Genomic DNA, 23,431 nt, shown 5'->3' with positions numbered 1-23,431 from the left:
ATGAGAGTAACGCCGGTGTGCACGCGTTGGGCGGTGGTGGAAGCACCGCTCAGTATCAGCAGCAGGCTGAGGAGAAAAGGGGCTTTTCACGGTTTTCACATTTTATGAGAATGAAAACGATCTAATGCGTACTATCCGGTCTGCTTGTATTCGTACTATCCCGCCGCATCATCACCGCGCGCCGCAAGCTGTCCTGCCGCCTGCGAAGGAAGCGGTCGCGGAAAAGCTCGTTGAACTGGTTGTAATCACGTACATATGATATACCCACGCCGCTCCTGATGCGGTTGTTGAGGTTGTAAGCGTCGTAATCCGTTTTGCTGAAGGCGTTGATGCGCACGCGGCCGTCTGGCGTAAGCAGGTATTCTACGCGGAAGTCTCCTGCAAAATTCTGGGAGGTGGCCGTGGAGGATACGCGGCCCCAGTCATAGTCTCCCCCTACATATACCCGGATGCGGTTGTTATAAAAGTTTTTGGTAATGCCGGTGCTCACCAGGTTGCGGTCAAAGGAACTGCTAGAGCCGCCGCCCAGGGCGTAGGCGGTATAGTTCACGTTGAAGCCGATGCCGGCGTTTTTCAGGAAGGTATTGGAGAAGTTGTTCAAAATGGCGGATGCTTGTGCGCTCAAAGCCTGGCCCACGCTGTTTTTACCGGTAACGCCAATGTTGGCGCTGCCGCCGTCCGGAGGTTGGAACTGGCCGGTGGCCAGCAGGAAAGAGATCTGGTACAGGGCCTGGTTCTGGTCCTGGTTGATCTCTTTCAGGCGGGAGGCAATGCCGCTCTCGTAAGCAAGCGAGCCCACGTCCGGCAGCGTGATCTCGTACGTGATGTTGGGCTGCATCAGGGAGTTGCGGAGGTACAGCAGTATCTCCACCCGTTCCGAGCGGTTCAGTGCGTCTGAGGAGGTGCCGGTACCGCCCAGCTGCGCGGCGGTAGAGAGGTTGTAGAGGCTCACCCTGGGCATGGAATATTTGGCGGTGATGTTCACCTTGGCCTCCGCGGGGTCTCCGTTCCAGGTAATGGTGCTGCCTTTGTCTATGTCAAACTTCCAGGTGGCTACTCTTTCAAATGTAAAATTGTATTTCCCTTCGTTGATCACGTAGTTGCCGAACATGGTGAAATCCCCGTCGAGGTTCACGTTGATGGTGAGGTTGCCGGTGCCGTTGGCGGTGATCACGTCGTTGGTGGTGGGGTCCAGTATCACGTCTATCTCCGCATCAGGGTTGGCCACAATGTCCATCTTCACGTTCAGCTTCACGTCGCTTTTTTTCTTCGGCTCTTCCTTGATCACCCCGTATTGTTTGAACTTGATGAACTCGTGCTTGCCGATGTCTTTGCTGTCTGAAATGGGCAGGTAGAAGTGGGTGCCCTGCAGCGGACGGGCCAGCACGCGCAGCTGCAGGTCGTTCAGCTTGCCGGTGAAGTATACGCGGCCAGCGGCCAGCACGTCGCCGTAATACAGGTCGTTATCCTGCGCGCCGGTGTTGAGGAAGAGAAATTTCTGGCTCTGCACGTCAAACTCGAAGTTCATGTCATAAAAGTTCTGATGGCTGATAAAGCCGTTCACCCGCGCCGTGTTGTTGAACTTGTCTATAAGGGTGAAGGGGTGCATCTCTATCAGGTTATCGTCCATATTATGCACGTGCAGCAAGGGTATCTTGTAGTACGTGCCCAGGTAGTTCACCTTCATGCCGATGTTCTCCACTTTCACGGAGCCGCGGAAAGAGGGCTTGTCTGTGGTGCCGGTAACGGTCAGCTTGCCGGTGGCGGCGCCGGTGAGGTTGCTCACATACTCGCCCAGGTATTTGTCAAGCAGGCTGATGGAGGTGTTGTTCATGTCTGCGGAGGCGTTCACGGTACGGTTGCTGTCACTCACGCCTACGCTGCCTTTGGCCTGGAAGTTGGCCAGCGCGTTGTCTGACCTGACGTCGAAGTTCACGAGGCCCTGGCGCAGGCTGTAATCTCCGGCCAGCTGCAGCAGGCCCAGGGAGTCATTGTCTATACGGAGCTGGCTGGCCTTGATGTCTGCGTCTACGGTGAGATTGTTGAAGGGATCGTTTACGTTGATGTTGCCGTTGGCGAGGCCTTCCACCCTGATGTCTGTAATACCGCGGGGAATCACGTCTGCCAGGTTAAGGTCTTTGAGGGTGATCATGAAGCGGGACTCGTCAGGATTGAACTCGTTGGTCTGGATGGTCACGCTCTGGTCGTTCCGGGAAATGCGCAGGTCCTGCACGGTGAGGAAGTGCTCGCTCCAGTATACTTCATTGCCCGGCGTCATGCTCCACTGGCGGCCGTTTACGGTAAAGTTGCTGTTGAGGAAATGTATCTTCACGCCGTCTCCTACGGTAATGAGGCGGGCATAAAAACCGTCCAGGTCGGTGGTGTCTTCCGCCTTGAGGTCCAGCTTGAGGAAAGAGGTATCCCGCCCGGAGCTGGCCAGCAGCAGGGGATTGGTGAAAATGGTGCTGTCGTTGTACAACACGGCTTCTATGCTGGTGCTGACGTTTATCTTGTTGAAATCCCCGTTCGCCTTCAGCAGCAGGTTGCGCGCGCCAAAGCTGCTGTAGGCGCCGTAAGGCACGGCGGCATTGAGGTTCACCTGGCCGCTGAGGGTGTTGAGCGCGCCTGATATCTGGGTGCCGTTCAGGCCTTTGATATCATTTGTAAAGGCGCGCAGCACCTTGTCTACCTCCCCGAAGTTGAATGAGAACGTGAAATCCTGCCCGGCATTGGCAGCCGGGGGAGATTTGAAATAGCTGGGGTAGTATTTGTTGAGGAACAGCTTGAACGCATTGGGCAGCTCCATGAAGCTGTAAGAGCCCTGTACGTAGCCATCCACCTCATTACCCTTGATGCGCAGGGTTTTCTGGTCTTTCTCCATGGAGGTGATGATGGAGAGGGAGTCAAACTCCACGCGACTTTTATTCTTGAACAAAGACACATCGTAAAGGCGGGCGGTACCGTCAAAGTCATCTATGTTGCTGCCGGCAAAATTGAGGTCTGCCTTGGCCTGCAGGGTGATGGAGTCTTCCGTGAGGTGCAGGGCCTTCAGGTCGCTGTTGCGTATTTCCGAATAGAAGTTGAAGATGGGCAGCCGGCTGTTGAAATCGATGGTACCGGTAAAATCCATGTCCAGGTTGGGGTCTGCCACGGCCAGGGAACCGTTGAAGAAACGTTTGTTCATATCTCCCTCCACGTTCAGGTTCTGGTACTCGTAGCCGTACAAGCCTATCCTGGTCACATCCGCCTGCATGGTTGCCTTCAGGTTCCGGAAGTTGAAGCCTTCGCCTTTCACATTGGCTTTGAAGGTGGCGTTGCTCACAATATTGTTGTCCAGCAGGGTGCCCAGCTGGAAATTGTCTGCCGTAAGGCGCCCGGAGTACACGGGCACGTCTTTGCTGGTCTTGAAGTTGATGTCCGAATCCAGGTTGCCCAGGTTGGTCTGGAACTTTCCGTAGGCCACAAAGTCATTCACGAAGCCGATGAACGAGCCCTGGAAGGCCAGGCTGGTAATGAGGTCTGTGCGCACGTTGGGAATGTCTTTGAGCATGGGGAAGAACTGGCGCACATCCTGCCCGCTGGTGATCAGCTCATGGGCGGAGAAATCTATGAAGGTCTCGTCAATATCCGGCAGGCCGCGCATGTCCAGGCTGCCTTTGAGCCGGGTGTGGTGGCCGCCTTTGAGGTCAAGGCTGTCTCCTGACAGGTTGCTTACCGGGCCATATACCTTGCCGTTAACGGATATCTCCGTTTTCCAGGTGGAGAGGGGCGGGGCAAAATAGGCAATATCATCTGAAGAGAGGCGGGTATTGCGGAAATTGGCGCGCATGGTCACTGCGTCCACGTAATCGTTCAGGTCGCTCAGGTCTTCGTATTGCATGGTGTAATAGTCCCTGATGTGGCTGTTGTTGGTGATGAGGTCAAGGTCGTTGAACTCCATTTCTAGGGGAGACATCTTGAATTTGCTCCGCAGGTCTTTCACCTCAAACCCGCTGCGCTCCAGGGTGGAGAGGCGGAGGTCTGCAAAGATGCTGTCTTTCACCAGCCTGCTGTTGGAAATGGAGAGGTTGATGTTGCCGAAGCGGATGTGAGACGGGTCAAACTGGCCTTCCGTGGAGGGAATGGAATCCTGCAGGTTGTCTACGCCCAGCAGGCCTTCGCGGATGCGGAGGGATTTGACCACCAGCTTCCAGTTGTCTTCATTCCAGCGGAGAGGAATGGGGGTGAGCGTATCCAGCGCGGGTGGGGTAACCGTAGGCAGCGGCGCGGCCTGGGGCCTTTTGGGGCGGGTGGCGGCGTAGCTTTGTACAATGAACTCCGGCCTGTCAAGCGTGAGGTCGTTGATGAGCACATCGTGCGCCCGCAGGTCAAGGCGCTCCGCGTCCAGATAAATGCGGTTGGCGGCCACGTGCATGTCTTCCCCTATCCAGCCGTCTACAATGTTGAACCGTACGCGTTTCAGGTCTACTTTTTTAAGGTCGAGCGAAATGCCGGTCTGCTTTTTTGTTTTGGGCTGGGGGGAGGGGGAGCCGCCAAACTCGTCTATGATGAACTGGTAATTCCAGAGGGAGTCGAATTTCGGGCGGATGAGGTTTACCTGCGCGTCTTCCAGCCCTACAAATTTGAGCACGGGTTTCTCCTGTATGAAGAACCAGTCTGTAATGCGCACCTGCAGGGCGCCGGCATACAGCAGGGTATCATGCTTGTGGTCTTCTATCAGCGTGCCTTCCAGGCGCATGCTGTTGAACAGCCTGAAGTTCACATGCCTGATCTCCACCCGCGTGGCCAGCTGGCGGCTCAGGCGCTTGGTCACCTGGTCTACCAGCACGTTCTGCACGGCGGGAATGTTGATGAGGATGCTGACCAGCAGTATCAGTCCCAGCACGCTCAGCAGGGCGATGGTCAATATTTTGCGAACTTTTTTCAGGGAAACGCTGATTTATCTGGCAAAAATAGGGATTCGCAAAGTGTTTGCCAATTGAATCTGGGCCGCTGATGGCGCAGGGTTTTAGTGTAACCTGCACCGTTAGGGATCATGCAGGAAAGGGCGGTTTGGCCGGAGGTTGGCAAGTTTGTCTGTTTTGTCACGGTTTTGTCATAATGGTTAATTTCGCCTGGTCTTATATTCACCGGCTCAAATGGTATTTGAAGCAATAAGAATTGTATATGAGTGATATTGTTGAATATCATTATTTGTACAAGTTTGAAATATTGCAGGTTGCCGGCTGTTTTGCCCGCGTTTCACGCGCCACACCGGCGCCCCCGCCTTTTGTAACGGGCTTATCATCATTTTTATTTCCTTTCACCTGGCAAAACCATTCGCTATTATCTTTCTCACGGAACAGTGTACAACGAATCGCTGATCAATGATCCGGAGGTTACTCTTTATTGAAAAAAGGCGCACTTTGTGCGCCTTACTTCTTGTTGGTCATGATCTTCCCTTTCATCAGGTTCATAAATCCCTCCCGGTAAGTATCTCCTACGGGCACGGTGTGGGCGGTATGCTCCAGGTGCACCATATTTCCTTCTATCATCCTGATATACCCTGTTGCCAGCAGGTAGGATTTGTGCGTACGGGCAAAATCCGCGGCGGGCAGGCGCTCTTCCAGGTCTTTCATGTTCAGCAGGGCAATAATGCCTTCTCCCTGCCGGGTGTGTATCTTCACATAGTTCTTGAGGCCTTCTATAAACAGGATGTCTTTGATATTGATCTTGATCAGCTTGCCTTTCTGCTCCGTTTTAACGAATATAAAATCGTCTTCATCCTTCGCTGTGGCCACGGTGGGCTGTATCATGGAAAGGGCGCGCTGGGCGCCTTTGATGAAGCGGGCAAACGAAATGGGCTTCAGCAGGTAATCCAGCACCTCGTTCTCGAACCCTTCCATGGCGTACTCGCTGTAGGCGGTGGTCAGTATCACCTTGCTTTTGCCGTTAATGGCCTTGATGAAGTCTATACCGGTCATGGAGGGCATCTGCACGTCCAGGAAAATGAGGTCTACCTTGTGCTGGTGCAGCAGTTGCAGGCCCTCCAGCGGGTCTGTAGTGGTGTACAGCAGGTTGAGGAAAGGTGTTTGCCTGATGTGGTGCGTCAGCAGGTCAATGGCATGTTGTTCGTCATCTATCACAATGCAGTTGATCATGGCTTACAGATTTATAGTGAGTTCCGAGGTATAGAAATGTTCGTTGTCTGTGATGTTGAAAGTGTGTTTGTCTGCATACATGAGCTGCAGCCGCTGTTTTACATTGTTCAGGCCGATGTTGGTAGACAGTTCCCTGGGCCCGGCTTTCTTTTTGTTGCGGATGTAGAAACGGACCTGGCGCTCGTCAGACTCCGTTCTGATCACCAGCGGGTTGGCGGGGTCCAGCAGGTCTCCGTGCTTGAACGCGTTCTCTACCAGCGTGATCAGCACCAGCGGGGTGATGCGGGCCCTGGGATTGTCCAGCTGCTCCGCGTACTGGATGCTCAGCTTGTTGTTGAAGCGCATCTGGTTGATCTCGATCACGTTTTTCATATGGGTGATCTCCTTTTCCAGCGCCACTTTCCCTTCCGCGTCTTCCTCCTTGCCAAGGGCGTACCGCATGATGTCTGACAGCAGCAGCACGGCGTTAGAAACTTCCTCGCTCAGCGGAACGGTTTTGCTGTAAATGAAGCTCAGGGAGTTGAAGAGGAAATGCGGGTTGATCTGGTATTTGATAGCAGACAGCTCTGCGTCCAGCTTCTGTTTTTCCAGTTCTTTCTGGCGCTTGCTGCGGTGGTTGAAGTCTATGATCACGGCCACCACCAGGCAGACCAGCAGTGTCAGCATGTAGGCCACGCCCATAGAGATCAGGTAAAAAGCCATCTTATGGTTCAGGATGAATTCTGACAGGCCCTTCTGGCTGGGGTCTACCTTGAAGTTCACGTTCTTGAACTCGAACAGGAGAGAATACCCCGCTTTTACTGCAAACACCAGTACAATGATCAGGAAGAAGCGGCTCACCTTGCGCTTCTGCAGCAAGGGCAGCCAGGCCAGCCAGATCAGCACGTAATAGGTAATGGTGAACTCAATGATGCCCTTGGCGGCATACTTGAAAAAGCCGCCCAGCTTCTGGTAGGAGTCACGGGCCAGGTCAGGGTCTACCTTGTACAAAAAGGAAAAGGAAAACACCTGGTAAGCAACGGCCACTATCATGAGTATGAGTATTTTCTTCCACTCGCGGCCAATAAAATCCTGGATCTTTCTGAGCATCTTGTGTTTTTGCAGTTATAGCGAAAATAAAGAAAGTTCCCCGGTATGCGCCGGGGAACGGTGTTTTTACATGGTGGTGGTGTTTGTTCTGCCGGCTTCCGCTTCTATGGCATTTTTGCGGGCTTTGGTCTGTTTCACGTTCTTGTTCCCGAAGCGGTAGTTGAAGGTGAGGTTCACCACCCGCGTGTCCATATTATGCTCGCTCTGGTTGTTCACGTTGCCGTACAGTACGTCAAAGCGGAACCGGCGGGTGTTGAACACGTCATTCACGCCCAGCTTGAGGGAGCCGTTGCCTTTCATGATGGTCTTTTTCAGCCCCAGGTCTACATAACCCATGCTTCTCAGGCTGGCGTACCCCATGGCAACGGGGCTCTGGAAGGCGCCGCTCAGTTCCGCGGTGAAACCTTTGGGCAGGGTGTAGCTGTTCTGCATGTTGAGAATGGCGGTGAGGTTGTCTTTTTTGTACTCCACACCATCCAGCAGGGTGTTGATGTGGAGGTACAGGCCCACGGCGGTAAGCGTGGTGCGGAACTTCGGCGTTACGGGCTTGCTCCACACCACGGTGGCGGAGCCTACGTTCATGTTAGACTGGTTCTCGAAACTCTGCACCAGTATCTTGGTATCAGGGTCTTGCCGCACCACCACGCTCAGGTTGTCTTTGATGCGGGTGAAGGCCAGCGTGGTGAACAGCTGGTACTTGTGGCTCCAGCGGGCTTCTACAGACTGCATGGTCATGGGTTTGATGTCCGGGTTGCCCTGCATGTAGGAATAAGCGCTGCGGTAAGTAATGAAAGGATTGACAATTTCGAACCCGAAACGGTTGATGCTACGGCGGTAGGAGAGGCTGAACTGGTTCTGCATGTCTTTCATATAACTTACGCTGGCGCTGGGGAAGAGCTGTACGTAATCACGGGTGAAGCGCTGGTCCATAGTGAGGCTGTTGCCTTTGGCGTTGGTATGCTCCGCCCGCAATACGGCGTTGAACGTGTATTTTTTGACGGTTTTGCTGAGGCCCAGGTAGGCGGCGTTCACATTCTCCTTATAAATGAAGTGGTTGCTTTTACCGGGGTCGTTTTCCCATTTGCCGCTGTTCCTGTTCTCCCAGTTCAGCTCATTGTCCGTTTCCGTGAAAGTGGTTTTAATACCGGCTTCCAGTTTGGCGAATGGCAGCTCCTGGGTGTAGTCTGCGCTGAAAGAGTAGAGGTTGATGCGGGAGTCTGACTCGTTGCGCAGGTGGCTTTCGTCTCCGATGGTCTGCCCGCCTTTGCTGTAGTACTGGCCGGCAAAGGCGTCGTTCCAGTCTTTATGGTAAGAAAAGTAATCCGCGTTGATGCTGAGCTCGTTCTTCTTTTTGGCGTTGCCGGTTTTGAACCAGGCGTTCACGCTGGGGTTTACAACGGAGAGGTTGCCGTTGGCCAGTTGTACAAAGTTGGAATCTGCCAGGCTGGTGAGGTTATCCCCGTTGCGCCCGCGGCTGGAGAACATGCCTTTTACCAGTACGCCGGCGGAGGTGTTTTTGGTGATGTCGAAATCGGCGCCGGCCTTCAGGTTATGGCTGTGGCGGTTTTCACGGTTATAGTCATTGTCCGTGAGCAGGTACCCGCCGGGGAAGCGGCGGTCTGTGACGGTGCTGGTGAACTGCTTGCTGTACATATGGTCATACCCGCCGTAGAGGCTTACGCCCTTGCTGCGGTGGTTGAGGGTGAACCCTTCCGTAGTGCGCGGGTAACGCCCGAAGCCGCCGCTGAGGGTAAGGGTGCCGTTGGTACCAAGGTCTTTCGGCTTCAGCATTTTAATATTGATGATGGTGGCGCCCTGCGCGTCATATTTGGTGGAGGGGTTGCTCATCAGCTCAATTTTGTCAATGTTGCCGCCGGGGGTGGAGGCCAGCAGGTTTTTCAGATCGTCCCCGGTGAGGCGGCTGGGCCGCCCGTCTATGTACACGGTGACGGCCTTGCCGTTGAGCTGTACGTTATTGGTATTATCTACCACCACGCCGGGGGCCTTCTGCAGCACTTCCCAGGCGTTGGAGCCGGCGGCGGTGGCGGTCTGGCCTACGTTCATCACCATCGTGCCGCCCTGCATGGTAATGGGGGGCCGGGTGGCGGTCACGTCTACGGCCTTGAGTTGTTTAACGGTATCCTTTTTTTCCTGTGCCCCCGCGGCAACGGCGGTGGCCAGGAGTATAGCGGTAAAAAGGGATGTGCGAAGCGTTTGCATATAGTATCGGTTTTGATACTGCAAACTTATTGCGAGGGGCAGGGGCGCGGAAATCCGTTACACCAACCAGCGCATTCCGGGTATGAAACGGGTGTTTGAATAATGAACCGGGCGTTTGGCGGTACCAACGGGTTACGGCACGGGCGTTACGGCGTACCCGCGCGCTTTCAGCAGCGCCAGCAGGCCCTGGTTGCCGCCCAGGTGCATGGCGCCGCAGGCTACCAGCACGGTGCCCTGCCGCATGGCCTTTTCCATCACGGGTACCCAGTTGCGGTTACGGTCATATACCAGCAGGTCTTCAAAACCGGCCAGCTCGGGAGATGATTTCAGCTCATTGTGCAGCGCCGCCACGTCTTGCCGCTTGTACGCGGCTACCAGGCGGTTGAAGGCATTGCGCTGCTGCTGGAAGTTGTTGACGTATTCCATGATCATGCGGCTCTCCGTACTGTCCGGGATGGCGTCGAACATGGCTACCTGCTCTTCCACTTTTTCCAGCCCCTGCACGGGTTTTTTCTGCGCGGTGGCCATTTGTACCAGCTGCTGCTCATAAGAGGCGGGCATCGGGCAGGTGATCACGCGCCGCAGTATCATCATCTGTACTACCAGCGGCTTCATTTTCCGGAAAGGGGCAATGTCTGCCCGCATGCTGTCTTTCATGAAAGCGGCCAGCCGGTCAAAGTCACCGGGCTGGAAGTGCTGCGCCAGGTCATACCCTTCGGGCGTTTTCAGGGCTTCTCCCATGGTGGCCATCATGGAAGGGTCATCCATGTCAATTTCCAGGTACAGCTCCCGCGCGGCATTCATGGCGCTTTTCAGGCCGGGGGAAATGACGAGGTCTTCCGGGCAAATGAGGTGAATGGTGCCGTACAGGTAGCTGGGCTGTTGCAGGCCGTTGCTGCTGATCTTGTACAGCAACGCGTTTTGTGAGCGGGCGGGCAGCAGGGCCAGTGCCAGCAGCAGGGTAAAAGCGAGTTTTTTCAGCATAAGCAGTGTGTTGAATGGATCAGGGTGTTACTGCATAAAATTGCGCCAGCTGCGAGGCCAGCACTTCCACATCGTGCCGGGTGTGCAGGGCGGACAGGATAACGCGGTTGATCTTTTTGCCCAGCGGGTCCGGATAGGCAAAAGAGGAAATAAACGTATCGCGGCCTAACAGGTAGGTATATACGCTTTCCGCCGTGTCTTCCAGGATGAACACGGGCAGCTCATGCGGGTGGCGCATGGCGGATATGCCGGCGGTTTGCCGTTTGAAATCAGTGATATTGTCACGCAGCTTTTTGCGGGCAGCGGCAAATGCGCTGCCGGCATGCAGAAAAGTGTAGGCGTTGGCGGGTATAATGGGCGTGCTGGCGGTGAACAGGGGAAGGCGGCGGATGGCGGCCACATCTGCGGCATGCCCTGCCACCAGGCCGCCCTCCAGGCTGTAGGCCTTTGCCAGTGAGGCGGTGATGAGGTAATGCGCGGCGGGGTTGGGCGGAAGGAGGTGTATAATGCCTTCTCCCTGTGGGCCCAGCAGGCCAATGCCGTGAGAATCGTCTATCAGTACGAGGGCTTTTTTCTGCAGACCGGCCAGCGGTGAAAAATTGTTGATGGTGGCGGTGAGCGGGTTGACGGCGTCAGCTACCAGCACGTACTGGCCATCTGCTCCCAGGTTCACCATGTCTGTAACGGTGGCCAGCCAGTTGTCCCAGTCTCCTGCGGGCACTTCCGCGCCGGGGTACCGCAGGGCGGGGTGCGTGCCGGGGGCAAAGAGCACCTGCCCGCGCGTGGCGGCGTAGGTAATGGCGGCCTGTGCGGCCAGGTAGCCGGAAGAGAAGCAGGCGGCAGACTGCTGGTGCAGCTGCGTGGCCAGCGCATGCTCCAGCTCTTCATACAGCCGCAGCTGCAGGTTGGAAATGCGGGAAGAAGGGTACACGCTGCCAAACCGGCCCTGGCCTACGGCCAACAGGTCACGGAAGGTATGGGAGGCATGCATGCCCAGGTAGGCGAAGCCGGAGAAATAGAGGCAGTTCCTGCCGTCTACCTGGGCCGTTCTGCCGGGCGTGGTGTCTGTGATCTTTACCATGCTATTGTTTGCGGGTATGCAGAATAAAATGATAATCGCCTGACTTCACCTTCATGTTAAACTCGTTTTCCGTGAGGGCGGTTACTTCTACCAGGTGCTCTGCGCTGCGGGAGCCGTTGGCGGAAGTGATGGAAATAATGCGGCCGTTGCTCAGCAGCTTGTAACGCCCGCTGTCAGGCTGGCCGGCAATGGTGGCAATAAAAAGCCCGTTGTCCAGGAACTGGTAGTAAGCATCTGCGTAATACCCGCTTTTCAGGTCTTTGGCCTGTGTTACCTGTACATTATTGTAAGGGTCTGAGGCGGGAACGGTTACATCGTACACCTTCCACTTTTTATGCTGCAGCAGGGCGTTGGTTTTGCTGGAGCCGCAGGCAGCCAGCAGCAGGGCCAATACGGGTATCGTCAAAAAATATCTCATTTGCCGGAGGCTTTTTGCTCATTGAATTGCCGGGAGCCGCCTTTGGGAATGGACAGGCTCTGCCAGTTGTCTGCTTTCATCACTTTGCCCAGGTAAACGATCTGGCCTACGTGGTAAGGGTAGTGGGCCAGCTGCCGGTTCAGGGCGTCTATCACCAGGTGCGGTTCCGTTCTGATGTATACGGTTTTGCCGAGGTCTGCTTCCTGCAGGGTGTTGAGGGTGTTCATCAGGCAATCCCATCCCTTGTTCCAGATGTCCAGCATCTGCGCTTTGGTGGCGCCGGGGTCGTCCTCAAACTCTGCATCCCGCTGGCGCCAGGGTTTTTCTCCGTCTGTGGTGAGAAAGTCCGTGAAGCGGGACAGCATGTTGCCGCTCATGTGTTTTACGATGATGTAAATATTGTTGGGCTCACCGGCGGGTTGCCAGTGTACCTGCTCGTCATTCAGCTGCGCGAAGGTTTTTTCCGCCAGCTCCTTGTAAGTGAGCAACCGTTGCTTAAAGCTCTCCAGGTACATAGATTTTGCGGTTTGTGCTGTTGCGAATGTACAAAATCATCCGGGGATGCATTTGCCGGTTATTCCCCCGCCGCACTGTCATCTCCCCGTTTATCTCCTACTGCCTCAATTCTACCGTCAGGGTGTATCTTGATCACCTCTGTGCGGCTCCAGGGGCCGCTTTTTACGAACTTATAACCCATTTTCTCCAGCGCGGCGCGGGTGCTGTCCGGAAAATCCTGCTCTATTCTCACTTCGTCCGGCAGCCACTGGTGGTGGAACTTGGGCGCGTTAACGGTGGTTTGCGCATCCAGGTTGAACACCAGGGCATTCAGAATGGTCTGGAATACGGAGGTGATGATGGTAGAGCCGCCGGGCGTGCCGGCAATCAGCACGGGGCGGTTGTTTTTGAGCACAATAGAGGGTGTCATGGAGCTGAGCATGCGTTTGCGCGGGGCAATGGCATTGGCCTCCGCGCCAATGAGGCCGTACATGTTGGGCGTGCCGGGCTTTACGGAGAAATCGTCCATTTCATTGTTGAGCAAAAAGCCGGCGCCGCCTACTACTACCTTGCTGCCGTAGCCGCCGTTAAGCGTGGTGGTAACTGATACGGCGTTGCCTTCCGCGTCCAGCACGCTGAGGTGGGTGGTTTGCATGCTTTCCGCTACAAGGCCGGCCTTTACGGAATCACTCACCGTGGCTTTGCCGGGCGTGAAGGTTTGCATGCGTTTTTTAAGGTAGGCGGGCGTGGTAATGGCGGCCAGCGGGGGAGTGGTAAAGTCAGGGTCTCCCAGGAATTTGGCGCGGTCTGCATACGCGCGGCGCTCCGCTTCTATCATCACCTGTACGCTTTGCGCGCTGTGGAAGCCCCATGTTTCAAGCGGGTAACTTTCCACCATGCCCAGCATTTGCTGTATGCCCACGCCGCCGCTGCTGGGCAGCGGCATGGTGAGTATATCATAGCCGCGGAACTTGAACTGCAGCGGTTTGCGTGATTTGGCACGGTAGCCCTTGAGATCTGCCGCGGAAATGATGCCGCCGCCGCGCCGCATTTCGGCTACTATTTTCTCCGCCGTTTCTCCTTCATAAAAACCCGCTGCCCCTTTCTGCGCAATGAGGCGCAGGGTGCGGGCCAGGTCTTTCTGCACCAGCGTATCCCCGGCCTTCCAGGGCGTGTCTTTTACAAAAGCGGTGGGCATGGTGTTGAGGCGTACAAAATCTTCCTTGCGCCGGTTAAGGCCGGCGGCCTCCCGTTCTGTGATCACGTAACCGCCTTCGGCCAGTTTGATGGCGGGCGCCACCAGCTTGGCGAAGGGCAGCTTCGCGTACTTGTGGGAGGCAAACAGGCCGGCCACGGTGCCGGGTACGCCGGCGGCCAGGTGGCCGTCAAGGCTGAGGCGCGTTTGTGCGTTGCCGTTAGCGTCCAGGTACATATCCCGGTGGGCTTTCTGCGGCGCCATTTCCCGGTAGTCTATGGAAAGTGACTGCCCGTTGCGCAACCGCGCCACCAAAAAGCCGCCGCCGCCAAGGTTGCCGGCCTCTGGGTATACCACGGCCAGGGCCAGCTGTGTGGCAATGGCCGCATCTACCGCATTGCCGCCCTGTTTCATCACCAGCGCGCCAGCCTCGCTGGCCAGCGGGTGGGCAGATACTACTGCGTACCGCTTTGGCGTGATGTATTTGGTGACCTGGTAATCATAAGGGCTGCTCTGGGCCAGGGCAGCGCCGGTGTACAGCAGCAGAACGGCTATTAACGGAAAACGCATGGGCAACTTGTTTGGAGGTTAAAAATAAGATTTATTGGAAGGAATAACAGCATTTCATCACGCGGGCGCTTTTGCGGGCAACCTTCATTTCTTTATCTTAGAGGAATACACGACGTTATGAGGTATTTGCTCCCGGTTTGCCTGTTTTTCCTGTTGATCTGTACGCGGGCCGCCGCCCAGACGGCGCCTTCCCAATTCCTGCAATATGAGCTGGGCACGCGCTTTACGCCGCACTACAAGGTGGTGGAATATTTCAGGCACATAGCCGCCACCGTTAAAACGGTGAAGCTGGAAACCTATGGGGAATCTTACGAAGGCCGGCCGCTGCTGATGGCCATTGTAGCCTCGCCGGAGAACATGGAGCGGCTGGAGGCCATCCGCCAGCATAACCTGGACGTGGTGGCGGGCAAGACGGAAGCCGGCGCGCAGCCGGCCATCATCTGGCTCAGCTACAACGTGCACGGCAATGAGGCCGTATCTACAGAAGCGGCCATGAAAACCCTCTACACGCTCATCACTGCACGCACGGAGCTGCTGCAGCAGGCCGTGGTGATCATAGACCCCTGCCTGAACCCTGACGGGCGGGAGCGTTACGTGAATTTCTACAACGCGGTGCACAGCAAAGTGCCGGATGCTACGCCTTATGCGCGGGAGCATTACGAGCCCTGGCCGGGCGGGCGCAGCAATCACTATTATTTTGACCTGAACCGGGATTGGGCATGGCAAACCCAGCAGGAGAGCAGGCTGCGCGTGATCCAGTACAACCGCTGGATGCCGCAGGTGCATGTGGATTTTCATGAACAGGGCGTAGACGCGCCGTATTATTTTGCGCCCGCCGCCGAGCCGCTGCATGACGCGGTAACGGCCTGGCAGCGTGATTTCCAGACGCAGATAGGCAAACACAACGCCACCTACTTTGATGAAAAAGGCTGGCTGTACTTTACCCGCGAGCAATTCGACCTCTTTTACCCCAGCTACGGGGATACGTACCCCACCTACAACGGCGCCATCGGTATGACGTACGAGCAGGGGGGCAGCGGCCGCGCGGGCCTGGCCATCTTCACCCGGCAGGGAGATACGCTCACCCTCAAGAAACGGATTGAACATCACTTCACCACCGGCATTGCCACCATTGAAGTGTCTGCCGCCAATGCCGGCAAGCTGGTCAATGAATTTGCCGCCTACTTCCGGCAGGCGCGCCAGCAGCCGGTGGGCGACTATAAAACGTTTGTGGTCAAAGCGGCCGGTAACCGCGAAAAACTGCAGGCGCTGGCGGAGCTGCTGCGCAAAAATGAAATTGTAGCGGGTTTTGCCAGCGGCAATGCCAATAGCAGCGGTTTCAACTACTTTACAGGCAAAACGGAATCTTTCAGCATAGAAAAGGAGGACCTGGTGATCAGCGCCTTCCAGCCCCGCTCCAACCTGGTACGCGTACTGTTTGAACCCGTGGCCCGCCTCACGGATTCCGTAACCTACGATATTACCGCCTGGGCGCTGCCTTACGCTTACGGCCTGCCGGCTTACGCGCTGAAACAAAAGCTGGGCGTACCCTTGCACGACAGTCTTGAAAAGCCCGTACCGGCCCCGCCCGCGGCCGGCAATACATATGCCTACCTGGCGCCGTGGAACAGCCTCAAAGACCTGAAGTTCCTGACCGCGCTGCTCAACCGCAACATCAGGGTGCGTTTTACGGAAACAGCTTTCACCATCGGCCAAATCAACTACCCGGCCGGTACGCTGGTGATCACCAAAGCCGGCAATGGCCCGCTGGACGCGCTGCCCGCGCTGGCGCAGAAAATGGATATCAGCCTGGTGAAAGTGCCCACCGGATTTGTGGAGAAAGGGGCGGATTTCGGTTCAGATAAGTTGCGCCTGATACAGAAACCCAAAGTGGCCGTGCTGGCCGGGGAAGGTGCGTATTCCCTCAGCATGGGGGAAATATGGCATTTCTTTGAGCAGCAGATAGACTACCCGGTAACGGTGCTGAATACCTCCGGCCTGTACGGCGTTAACTGGAAAGATATAGACGTGCTCATACTGCCCGCGGGCAACTACACGGCGCTGAATGATAAAGCCGTGCTGGAGCGCATCCGGGACTGGGTGAGCAACGGCGGAAAGCTCATTGCCATGGAAGAGGCCGTTACCCAGCTGGCACAGGCGGAATGGGGCTTTAAAATAAAGAAGGACGGAGAGGACAAAGACAAGGAGAAAAAAGAAGATGAAAAGAAAGACCCTTACGAAGCCCTGAAACCATACGGCAACCGGGAAAGGGAAAGTGTAACACAGATCATTCCCGGCGCCATCTACAAAGTACACCTGGACAAAACTCACCCGCTGGCCTTCGGCTACCCTGATTATTATTATACCCTCAAACAAAGCGACCAGTTGCTGGAGTTCATCGAAAGCGGCGGCTGGAACGTGGGCGTGCTGAAGAAAGATGATTATCTCACCGGTTTTGTGGGCGCGCAAACAAAAGGGAAGCTCAAAGACGGGCTGCTGTTCGGGGTAAGGGAACTGGGCGCCGGCTCCATTGTGCTGCTGGCAGACAACCCGCTCTTCCGCAGTTTCTGGGAAAACGGCAAGCTGTTATTCGGGAACGCGGTGTTCCTCGTTGGACAATAAATTTTACATCTTGCGTTTAATGCCGCAGCCTACGGAGGCGGACGATGTGACTTCTACCGCCCTGCCGGCCAGCATGGCATCCATGGCGTTGTGAAGGTATTTGGTTTTTACACCGGCGGCATTGCCGGGATTGTCATCAATAGCGCCTTTATACACCAGCGTTGCTTCCTTGTTGAACAGGTAACACTCCGGCGTACGGTCTGCCGCAAAAGCATCGGCCAGCTCGTTATTCTTGTCTACCGCATAATACCACTGGTAATTCTGTTTTTTGGCGTAGGCTTTCATGGCGTCAAAAGAATCTCCGCCGGCGCGTTCCGCTTCGTTGGAATTGACCAGTATCACACCAATATTATGTTTCAGTGCGTATTGCGCTATTTCGCGGGTACGGTCCTGGTTGCGCTGCACGTAAGGGCAGGTGTTGCAGCTGAACATCACCAGCAGGCCGTTCGCTTTTTTAACATCGTTGAGAGAAACTTCCTTGCCTGTTACGTCTTTCATTTTTACATCAGGCTTCGGCATTTTAGCGCCTACTTCCAGCGCGTCAGGAGAGCGGAATGCTGCGAGCCATACGGTAGCAAGAAGTAGTAAAACAAATTGCTTTTTCATAGGGCGTTAGTTTAAAGGTTGAACATGAAATTACGGTATTTCACACGCATTAAAAAGCAGTTACGGCTGTTTTCCATTTTCTTTAACGTTAAGCTGATAGGATTTTAACATGAAGTCAGGAAAGTCCCTGTATTTCAGGCTCTTCGTCCGCTTCCCGCTCGCGCGCAATTTCGCGGATGGTGCTGATGCTGGTGTTCAGCTCAAAGCCGATCAGCAATATGAACGAGTTGAAATATACCACCAGCATGAGAATAAGCACAGTGCCGATGGAGCCGTAGATCTGGTTGTATTGTGCAAAGTTGGTCACCCAGAAAGAGAAGCCCAGCGTTACCACGATCATGGAAACAGTAGCAAAAGTAGCGCCGGCGGAAATGAACTTCCATTTCTTTTTGGTAGCGGGCCCAAAGCGGTAGATCACGGAAATGATGGCGAAAAAGAGCAGCACTATCAATGCCCAGCGCGCGGCTACCAGTGCAAATTGAGAAAAGGAATCGCGGAGGTCCAGCACTTCAAATATCCAGCGCATAATATTGCCCTGCATGATGATGAGCGCTACGGTGGCCAGCAGGAGTATAACCAGTATGATGGTGAGCTTTAGCGCGGTGAGCCGCGTTTGCCACCAGAGGCGCTGGTTGAAGCCGGGCAGCAGCTTGTCAAACGAGCGCAGCATGCCCATTACACCGTTGGAGGAATAATAGAAGCTGAGTATAAACGCGAAAGACAGCAGGGTGTTACGATGGGTGTACAGGAAGTCATGGATCATTTCCCTGACAATCTGGTAAGAGTTCTCGTTAGGTGTAACGGCCTTTGCCAGGTCATACAACGTAGGCTCAATGTTCTGCAGGGGAATAAAAGGCACCAGCGTGAACAGGAAGATGAAAAAAGGAGGGATGGCCAGCAGGAAGTTGAAAGATATAGCAGCGGCCCGCTCCACGAGGCTTTCCCGCGCGGTCTCCTTCAGGAAGAACACAATCACATCGTACAGGGGAATCCCCTCAAACCCCGGCAGCACCAGGCTTTTACTTTTATGCACCAGCCATTGTACGGGTTTTGATTCGAGAACGAGTTTTTCTACATCAACCATCAGGGGATTATTGGACTGCTGTAAAAATACAAAGAATGTATTATTTCACCCCTCTTGCGTTCAATGCCTTTTGATAGGCACGCGCATTTTCAAGATGTTCCTTGTAGGTAGCTGCAAAAGCATGATAGCCGCTGCCGTCTGCCCTGGCGCAGAAATAGAGGTACTCGGTATCTGCCGGCGTCAGCACCGCATCAATGGATTTGGAAGAGGGTGTGCAGATGGGGCCGGGCGGGAGGCCGCTATAACGGTAAGTGTTATACGGAGAATCATACTCCAGGTAACTGCCCCATATTCTGCGCAGGGTAAAATTCTTCATGGCATATTTAACGGTGGGGTCTGCGCCCAGCTTCATGCCCTTGCGCAGGCGGTTGAGGTATACGCTGGCAATAGCAGGCTTCTCATCGTGCCGGTTGGTTTCTTCTTCCACAATGGAGGCCAGGGTGGTCACTTCCGTGGGTTTCAGGCCCAGCGCGGAGGCTTTGGCCCGGCGCTCGTCGTTCCAGAAGGCTTCATAGGCGTCTTCCAGTTTGGTAAACACCTTGCCGGCGCTGGTGTTCCAGTAAAACTCGTAGGTGTTGGGCACTATGGCGCACATCACGGTATTGGTGTCAAGCCCGAACTGGCGCAGGTGTACCGGGTCTTCCAGGATGGCCCTCATGGCCACGGAGTCTGCCTCCAGGTTGGTAGATACCAGGCGTATAAAATCTTCTTTCAGGCGGAGTTTGTTGATGACCAGCTTTACGGGAGACTGGCGGCCGGAGCGCAATATTCTCACTATTTCCAGGTTGCCCATGCCTTTTTTGATCTCGTAACGCCCGGCTTTCACGCGGGTGGGGTAGTCCAGCCGGCGGGCCACCAGGTTGAAGGTAGATACAGAGCGTACAATGTCTTGCTCCTGCAGCCCTTTCAATACATCCTGGTAGCTGCTGCCTGTGGGTACGTAGAAATATTTTTTATCCCCGAAAGATCTGGTGTTGGGGCCCATGAGCAGGTAGGCGGCCAGTACCATGCCGCCCGCCAGCAAACAGGCGGCTACAACGGCAATGCGGCGTATCCAGGGGGAATTGGTGTTTTTGGCTTTGGTTCTTTTCATAGAAATGCGGAGCTGTTGCAATAAAAAACCCCGCTTTTAACGGCGAGGTATTTATAAATATTATGATGAATAATATTATTTACGGTTTGGCAGGCGCCGCGGGAGCGGGCTGCTGTTGGGCCGGTTGTTGTTGCTGCTGCTGGGGAGCCGGTAAAGGCGTGCTGTTGGCAGGAGCAGGAACGGCCGGGCCGGCAGATTGTTCAATGGTGCTGGAACCTTTCTGCACGCTGCCGCCGCTGCCTTTGCCGATGAACATGGCAGAGGTGAGGCAGAGCACTGCAATTACAGCAGCGAGTATCCAGGTGCCTTTTTCCATGATGTCATTGGTTTGACGAACGCCCATTACCTGGTTACCGAAACCGCCGAAAGAACCGGAAAGACCGCCGCCTTTAGGATTTTGCACCAGCACGAAGAAGCCAAGTAAAATGCAGGCTAAAACGATCAATATTCCAAAGAAAATCAACATGTGTGTTGTTATTTTTATTTATTGTTGTCTGTTAGTAATTGCAGATCTTTGATCTTTTGCGCAAAATAAGCGTTTTTGTCGGGATTAAGCAAACTTAATTTTTGGTATACGGCAATGGCTTTCCCGTGCTGGTGCTGGCGTACCCAGATCTCGGCCAGGGTTTCTGACACGATGTCATCGTTGAGCGTAATGGAGTCTATGGCCATTTTTTCCACTCTTTCAGATACTTCCGGCTCGTCATCTTCATACAGCCTGTTCAACTGCTGGTGATACCAGTCTTTCGTGGCCCTGCCGGCAAAGGAATCTTTCAGTTCCCTGAGCCAGTCGGTAAAGCTTCTCATTTCTGCTGCGGCTTTGTCGGTCATCATTTCTGCAGAGTTCGGGTCTTTCAGCTTTTTATAAGCAAAATAATCTTCTGTGTACAGCGGCTGGAAGGTGAGCACCGTTTCTTCGGCGGGCGTGTCCATCGGGTGTATCCTGATGGGGGCCTCTTCAGTTTGCGGCTCCTCCTGGTGATCAGCTTCGGGCGCTTCATTTGTTGCCGGCTCTTCCTGCTGATCGGCCACGGGTGCTGCGGCGGCGGGCAGGGTGAGGCCCGCGCCTTCAGCGGAAGCGGCCGTTTCCACTACGATCTCTTCTTCCTCCGGTTCCGGTTCATAATGTTCTTCTTCGCGGATAGCGCTATAATCTATGGCTATGATCTCGTCTGGCGCGGTGAGGTTGCGGGCGGCCTCAAATTCGGCTTTCTCCTGTTCGGCCTCGTAATCGATGGCTACTATCTCGTCTGGTGCGGCCTGTGTACGGGCGGTCTCGAATTCGGCCTTTTCCTGTTCGGCTTTATAGTCAACGGCTACTATCTCGTCTGGTGCGGCCTGTGTGCGGGCGGTCTCGAATTCGGCCTTTTCCTGTTCGGCTTCATAATCAACGGCCACTACTTCATCCGGTGCTTCAGCCGGTGTTTCCTGCTCGTACAGGAACTCGTCATATTTGGCGGCTATGGCTTCGTCTTCTGCGTCTGGTATATATGATGGCGCCGGCGCCTGTTGTTGTTCTTCTTCTGTTATTTCGTTATTTACCCCCACTTCTTCAGCATCCTCTATTACAACAGGCTCTTCTACCTGCTCTTCCTTCACCTGCTCCGTTGCAACATCCGCTGCTTCTTCTTCCACCACCTCCGTTGCCCGGGCCGCGGCCGCATTCCGTGCGTCTTCCGCCGCCAGTTCAGCCAGGATAGCCTCGTCTTCGGCGGACAGTGCTGCTTCCGCAGGCGCATTGTCAACTTCAACAGGGGAAACGGGCGTTTCGTGAAGCGGGGCGGTCACGAACTGGTGCACCTGCTGGGGCGTATTGCTGTACAATTGCGCTTTTTTCAGCGCGGAGGCCGTCAGGTCTTTGTTTTCCGCAAATTCTTTCCTGGCCAGGAGCATCCGTGCCGCCGCAAAATACGGGTACTTTTCCACCAGCTGCTCCAGGCTTGCCTGGTCTACCTGCCGGAGGTCCGGTTCGTTAAAAATATGGTGAATGATCCTGTTAGCGGTCATGGGTGCTAAAATATGAAAATAATATATAAATCAAATAGCCCGTTACTACCAGTTGGCAAAGGCCCGGTTAAAGATATCGTCTACCAGGTTGGGCACAATTTCTTCCAGCAGCCGCGGTTCCGCTTCATTAATGGTCTGGCTGGCGTTAAAGTCCGCAGAGCGGGAGAATGACTGGTTGGTGAACCCTTTCTTGTCGCCAATACGCTTGATGAACGTGATGTTCACGGTAATGGTCAAACGGGCGGAAGCGGGTTTGTCTATATCCGTAACGGCGGCGTTGGAAATGGAGTAGCCGGTAATGGTGCCTTTGAACTCGTAGTCAGCGCCCTGGTCATTGGTTTGGGTAAGGCGGGTTTGCGCCAGGATCTTGGTGCGCAGTTTTTCCGTTACCTGTTGGCTGAGCTGCGGGTTGTTTTGCGGCGCCCGGTTCTCAATAAAGCGTACCAGCACGGTTTTGGCAGCAGGGTCTATACTGGCGCCGCTGGCGGAATATTTGATGGAGCAGGCGGACGAGAACAGCCAAAGGCTTACGCTGGCCAGCAGAAAAATGTATTTTGACATAGGGAGCTTACTCATTGATATTGTATTCCTTCAGTTTTCTGTACAAAGTCCGTTCCGAAATCCCCAGATCGAGCGCGGCGTCTTTCCTTTTGCCTTTGTGCTTTTTCAGCGCCTTTTCGATCAGTTCCTTTTCCTTGTCGGCAATGGAGAGGGTTTCTTCCACTTCCTCATGATGGTCTATTTTGCTGCTGTCCTGTATGATATACGGCTGGGAGGGCGCAATGATGTTCGGCTGCGCGGGCGTTTCCGCGGGCTGGAAGTTATGCATCATGCCGCCATCCTGGAAAGCAGGCGTATTGGCCATGGAAGGGTTCTGCAGAATGTCGAAGAACATCTTCTTCAGTTCCGTTACGTCCTTCTTCATGTCAAAGAATAATTTGTACAGGATGTCCCTTTCGCTGGCAAAATCTCCGTTGCCGCCCTGGTGCTGGGCGGGGGCCAGTACAGGCAGGCGGTTTACCACCGGCTGCTCCGGCAGGAAGCGGCGCAGTTCCGTGGCAGTTACCAGCTTGTCTGTGGCCAGTACGGAAATTTGCTCTGCAATATTTTTCAGCTCGCGCACGTTGCCGGGCCAGGGGTAATTGATCAGCATTTCACGGGCCTCTTCGTCCAGCTGGATGGAGGTGGTTTTGTACCGTTCGGCAAAGTCTACGCAGAACTTGCGGAACAGCATGGGGATGTCTTCTTTCCTGTCACGCAGCGCCGGTACGCGGATGGGCACGGTGTTGAGCCGGTAATAAAGGTCTTCCCGGAACTTGCCTTGCTGGGTGCTCTCCAGCAGGTCGCGGTTGGTGGCGGCAATTACGCGCACGTCTGTTTTCTGCACCTTGGAAGAGCCTACGCGGATGTATTCCCCGGCTTCCAGCACGCGCAGCAGGCGGGCTTGTGTGCCGAGGGGCATTTCGCCTATTTCGTCCAGGAAAATGGTGCCGCCGTTCACGGTCTCGAAATAACCTTTCCGGCTGTCTACCGCGCCGGTAAAGGAACCTTTTTCGTGCCCGAACAGTTCGGAATCTATAGTGCCCTCCGGGATGGCGCCGCAGTTAACGGCTATGAAGGGGTTATGTTTGCGGGCGCTGAGCGCATGAATGATCTGCGAGAATACTTCCTTGCCCACACCGCTTTCACCTGAAATCAGCACCGTCAGGTCTGTGTTAGACACCTGCGCGGCCACCTGCAGGGCATAGTTCAATGCCTGCGAGTTGCCGATAATGCCGAAGCGGTTCTTGATGCTCTGAATATTGTCCATAATTCCTTCCTTTGTTT

At 54.8% G+C, this 23,431-nt stretch carries 17 protein-coding genes; 1 reads left to right on the top strand and 16 read right to left on the bottom strand.

Translation table 11 applies throughout. The features are described 5' to 3' along the window. Window positions 1-121: 121 nt before the first annotated feature. The 9 genes from ABDW36_RS15765 to ggt form a co-directional block, all read right to left on the bottom strand. Entirely contained in the window at window positions 122-4,906 is a 4,785-nt protein-coding gene (locus ABDW36_RS15765) for a translocation/assembly module TamB domain-containing protein (protein ID WP_343702881.1), read from the bottom strand. Between the two features lie 508 nt (window positions 4,907-5,414). Beyond that, window positions 5,415-6,140, bottom strand: a complete 726-nt coding sequence (locus tag ABDW36_RS15760) for a LytTR family DNA-binding domain-containing protein (RefSeq protein WP_343702880.1) — start codon at window positions 6,138-6,140, stop codon at window positions 5,415-5,417. Between the two features lie 3 nt (window positions 6,141-6,143). Further along, window positions 6,144-7,229, bottom strand: coding sequence for a histidine kinase (locus ABDW36_RS15755; protein WP_343702879.1), 1,086 nt, complete (start codon window positions 7,227-7,229; stop codon window positions 6,144-6,146). Window positions 7,230-7,295: 66 nt separating this feature from the next. Further along, on the bottom strand, window positions 7,296-9,449 hold the full coding sequence (locus ABDW36_RS15750) for an outer membrane beta-barrel family protein (protein WP_343702878.1): 2,154 nt from the start codon (window positions 9,447-9,449) through the stop codon (window positions 7,296-7,298). Window positions 9,450-9,581: 132 nt separating this feature from the next. Then, window positions 9,582-10,433, bottom strand: a complete 852-nt coding sequence (locus tag ABDW36_RS15745) for a TraB/GumN family protein (protein ID WP_343702877.1) — start codon at window positions 10,431-10,433, stop codon at window positions 9,582-9,584. 19 nt (window positions 10,434-10,452) lie between these two features. Continuing rightward, the gene (locus tag ABDW36_RS15740) at window positions 10,453-11,514 is read right to left on the bottom strand and encodes an aminotransferase class I/II-fold pyridoxal phosphate-dependent enzyme (RefSeq protein ID WP_343702876.1); all 1,062 of its coding nucleotides are present in this window, start codon (window positions 11,512-11,514) and stop codon (window positions 10,453-10,455) included. A gap of 1 nt (window position 11,515) precedes the next feature. Continuing rightward, window positions 11,516-11,932: a hypothetical protein gene (locus ABDW36_RS15735; RefSeq protein WP_343702875.1), complete on the bottom strand. Its 417-nt coding sequence runs from the start codon at window positions 11,930-11,932 to the stop codon at window positions 11,516-11,518. Further along, entirely contained in the window at window positions 11,929-12,447 is a 519-nt protein-coding gene (locus ABDW36_RS15730) for a DUF1572 family protein (protein ID WP_343702874.1), read from the bottom strand. The genes ABDW36_RS15735 and ABDW36_RS15730 overlap by 4 nt, the downstream gene beginning before the upstream one ends. A gap of 59 nt (window positions 12,448-12,506) precedes the next feature. Next, on the bottom strand, window positions 12,507-14,192 hold the full coding sequence (ggt, locus tag ABDW36_RS15725; RefSeq protein WP_343702873.1) for a gamma-glutamyltransferase: 1,686 nt from the start codon (window positions 14,190-14,192) through the stop codon (window positions 12,507-12,509). A gap of 117 nt (window positions 14,193-14,309) precedes the next feature. Between ggt and ABDW36_RS15720 the strand changes: the two genes are divergently transcribed. Continuing rightward, window positions 14,310-16,814: a M14 metallopeptidase family protein gene (locus ABDW36_RS15720; protein ID WP_343702872.1), complete on the top strand. Its 2,505-nt coding sequence runs from the start codon at window positions 14,310-14,312 to the stop codon at window positions 16,812-16,814. A gap of 3 nt (window positions 16,815-16,817) precedes the next feature. Here the strand turns inward: ABDW36_RS15720 and ABDW36_RS15715 are convergent, their stop codons facing one another. From ABDW36_RS15715 to ABDW36_RS15685, 7 genes are all read right to left on the bottom strand, one after another. Further along, a complete protein-coding gene (locus ABDW36_RS15715; protein ID WP_343702871.1) occupies window positions 16,818-17,420 on the bottom strand; it encodes a thioredoxin family protein in 603 nt (200 codons plus the stop codon). A gap of 115 nt (window positions 17,421-17,535) precedes the next feature. After that, a complete protein-coding gene (locus ABDW36_RS15710) occupies window positions 17,536-18,504 on the bottom strand; it encodes a YihY/virulence factor BrkB family protein (protein WP_343702870.1) in 969 nt (322 codons plus the stop codon). Between the two features lie 40 nt (window positions 18,505-18,544). Continuing rightward, window positions 18,545-19,597, bottom strand: coding sequence for an endolytic transglycosylase MltG (gene mltG, locus ABDW36_RS15705; protein WP_343702869.1), 1,053 nt, complete (start codon window positions 19,595-19,597; stop codon window positions 18,545-18,547). Window positions 19,598-19,676: 79 nt separating this feature from the next. Then, window positions 19,677-20,063 carry a preprotein translocase subunit SecG gene (gene secG / locus ABDW36_RS15700; RefSeq protein WP_343702868.1) on the bottom strand — a complete coding sequence of 129 codons (387 nt, stop codon included), beginning with the start codon at window positions 20,061-20,063 and terminating at the stop codon, window positions 19,677-19,679. A 14-nt stretch (window positions 20,064-20,077) separates the two neighbouring features. Further along, window positions 20,078-21,604: a hypothetical protein gene (locus ABDW36_RS15695; protein ID WP_343702867.1), complete on the bottom strand. Its 1,527-nt coding sequence runs from the start codon at window positions 21,602-21,604 to the stop codon at window positions 20,078-20,080. Window positions 21,605-21,649: 45 nt separating this feature from the next. After that, window positions 21,650-22,180: an LPS assembly lipoprotein LptE gene (locus ABDW36_RS15690; RefSeq protein WP_119079891.1), complete on the bottom strand. Its 531-nt coding sequence runs from the start codon at window positions 22,178-22,180 to the stop codon at window positions 21,650-21,652. Then, window positions 22,173-23,414: a sigma-54 dependent transcriptional regulator gene (locus tag ABDW36_RS15685; protein WP_343702866.1), complete on the bottom strand. Its 1,242-nt coding sequence runs from the start codon at window positions 23,412-23,414 to the stop codon at window positions 22,173-22,175. Before ABDW36_RS15685 ends, ABDW36_RS15690 begins: the two co-directional genes overlap by 8 nt. Between the last annotated feature and the right edge of the window lie 17 nt (window positions 23,415-23,431).

Source organism: Chitinophaga sp., from assembly GCF_039596455.1.
Taxonomy (GTDB): domain Bacteria; phylum Bacteroidota; class Bacteroidia; order Chitinophagales; family Chitinophagaceae; genus Chitinophaga.
Note: the sequence above shows the minus strand (reverse complement) of the source record. Positions and strands in the feature narration are given on the sequence as shown.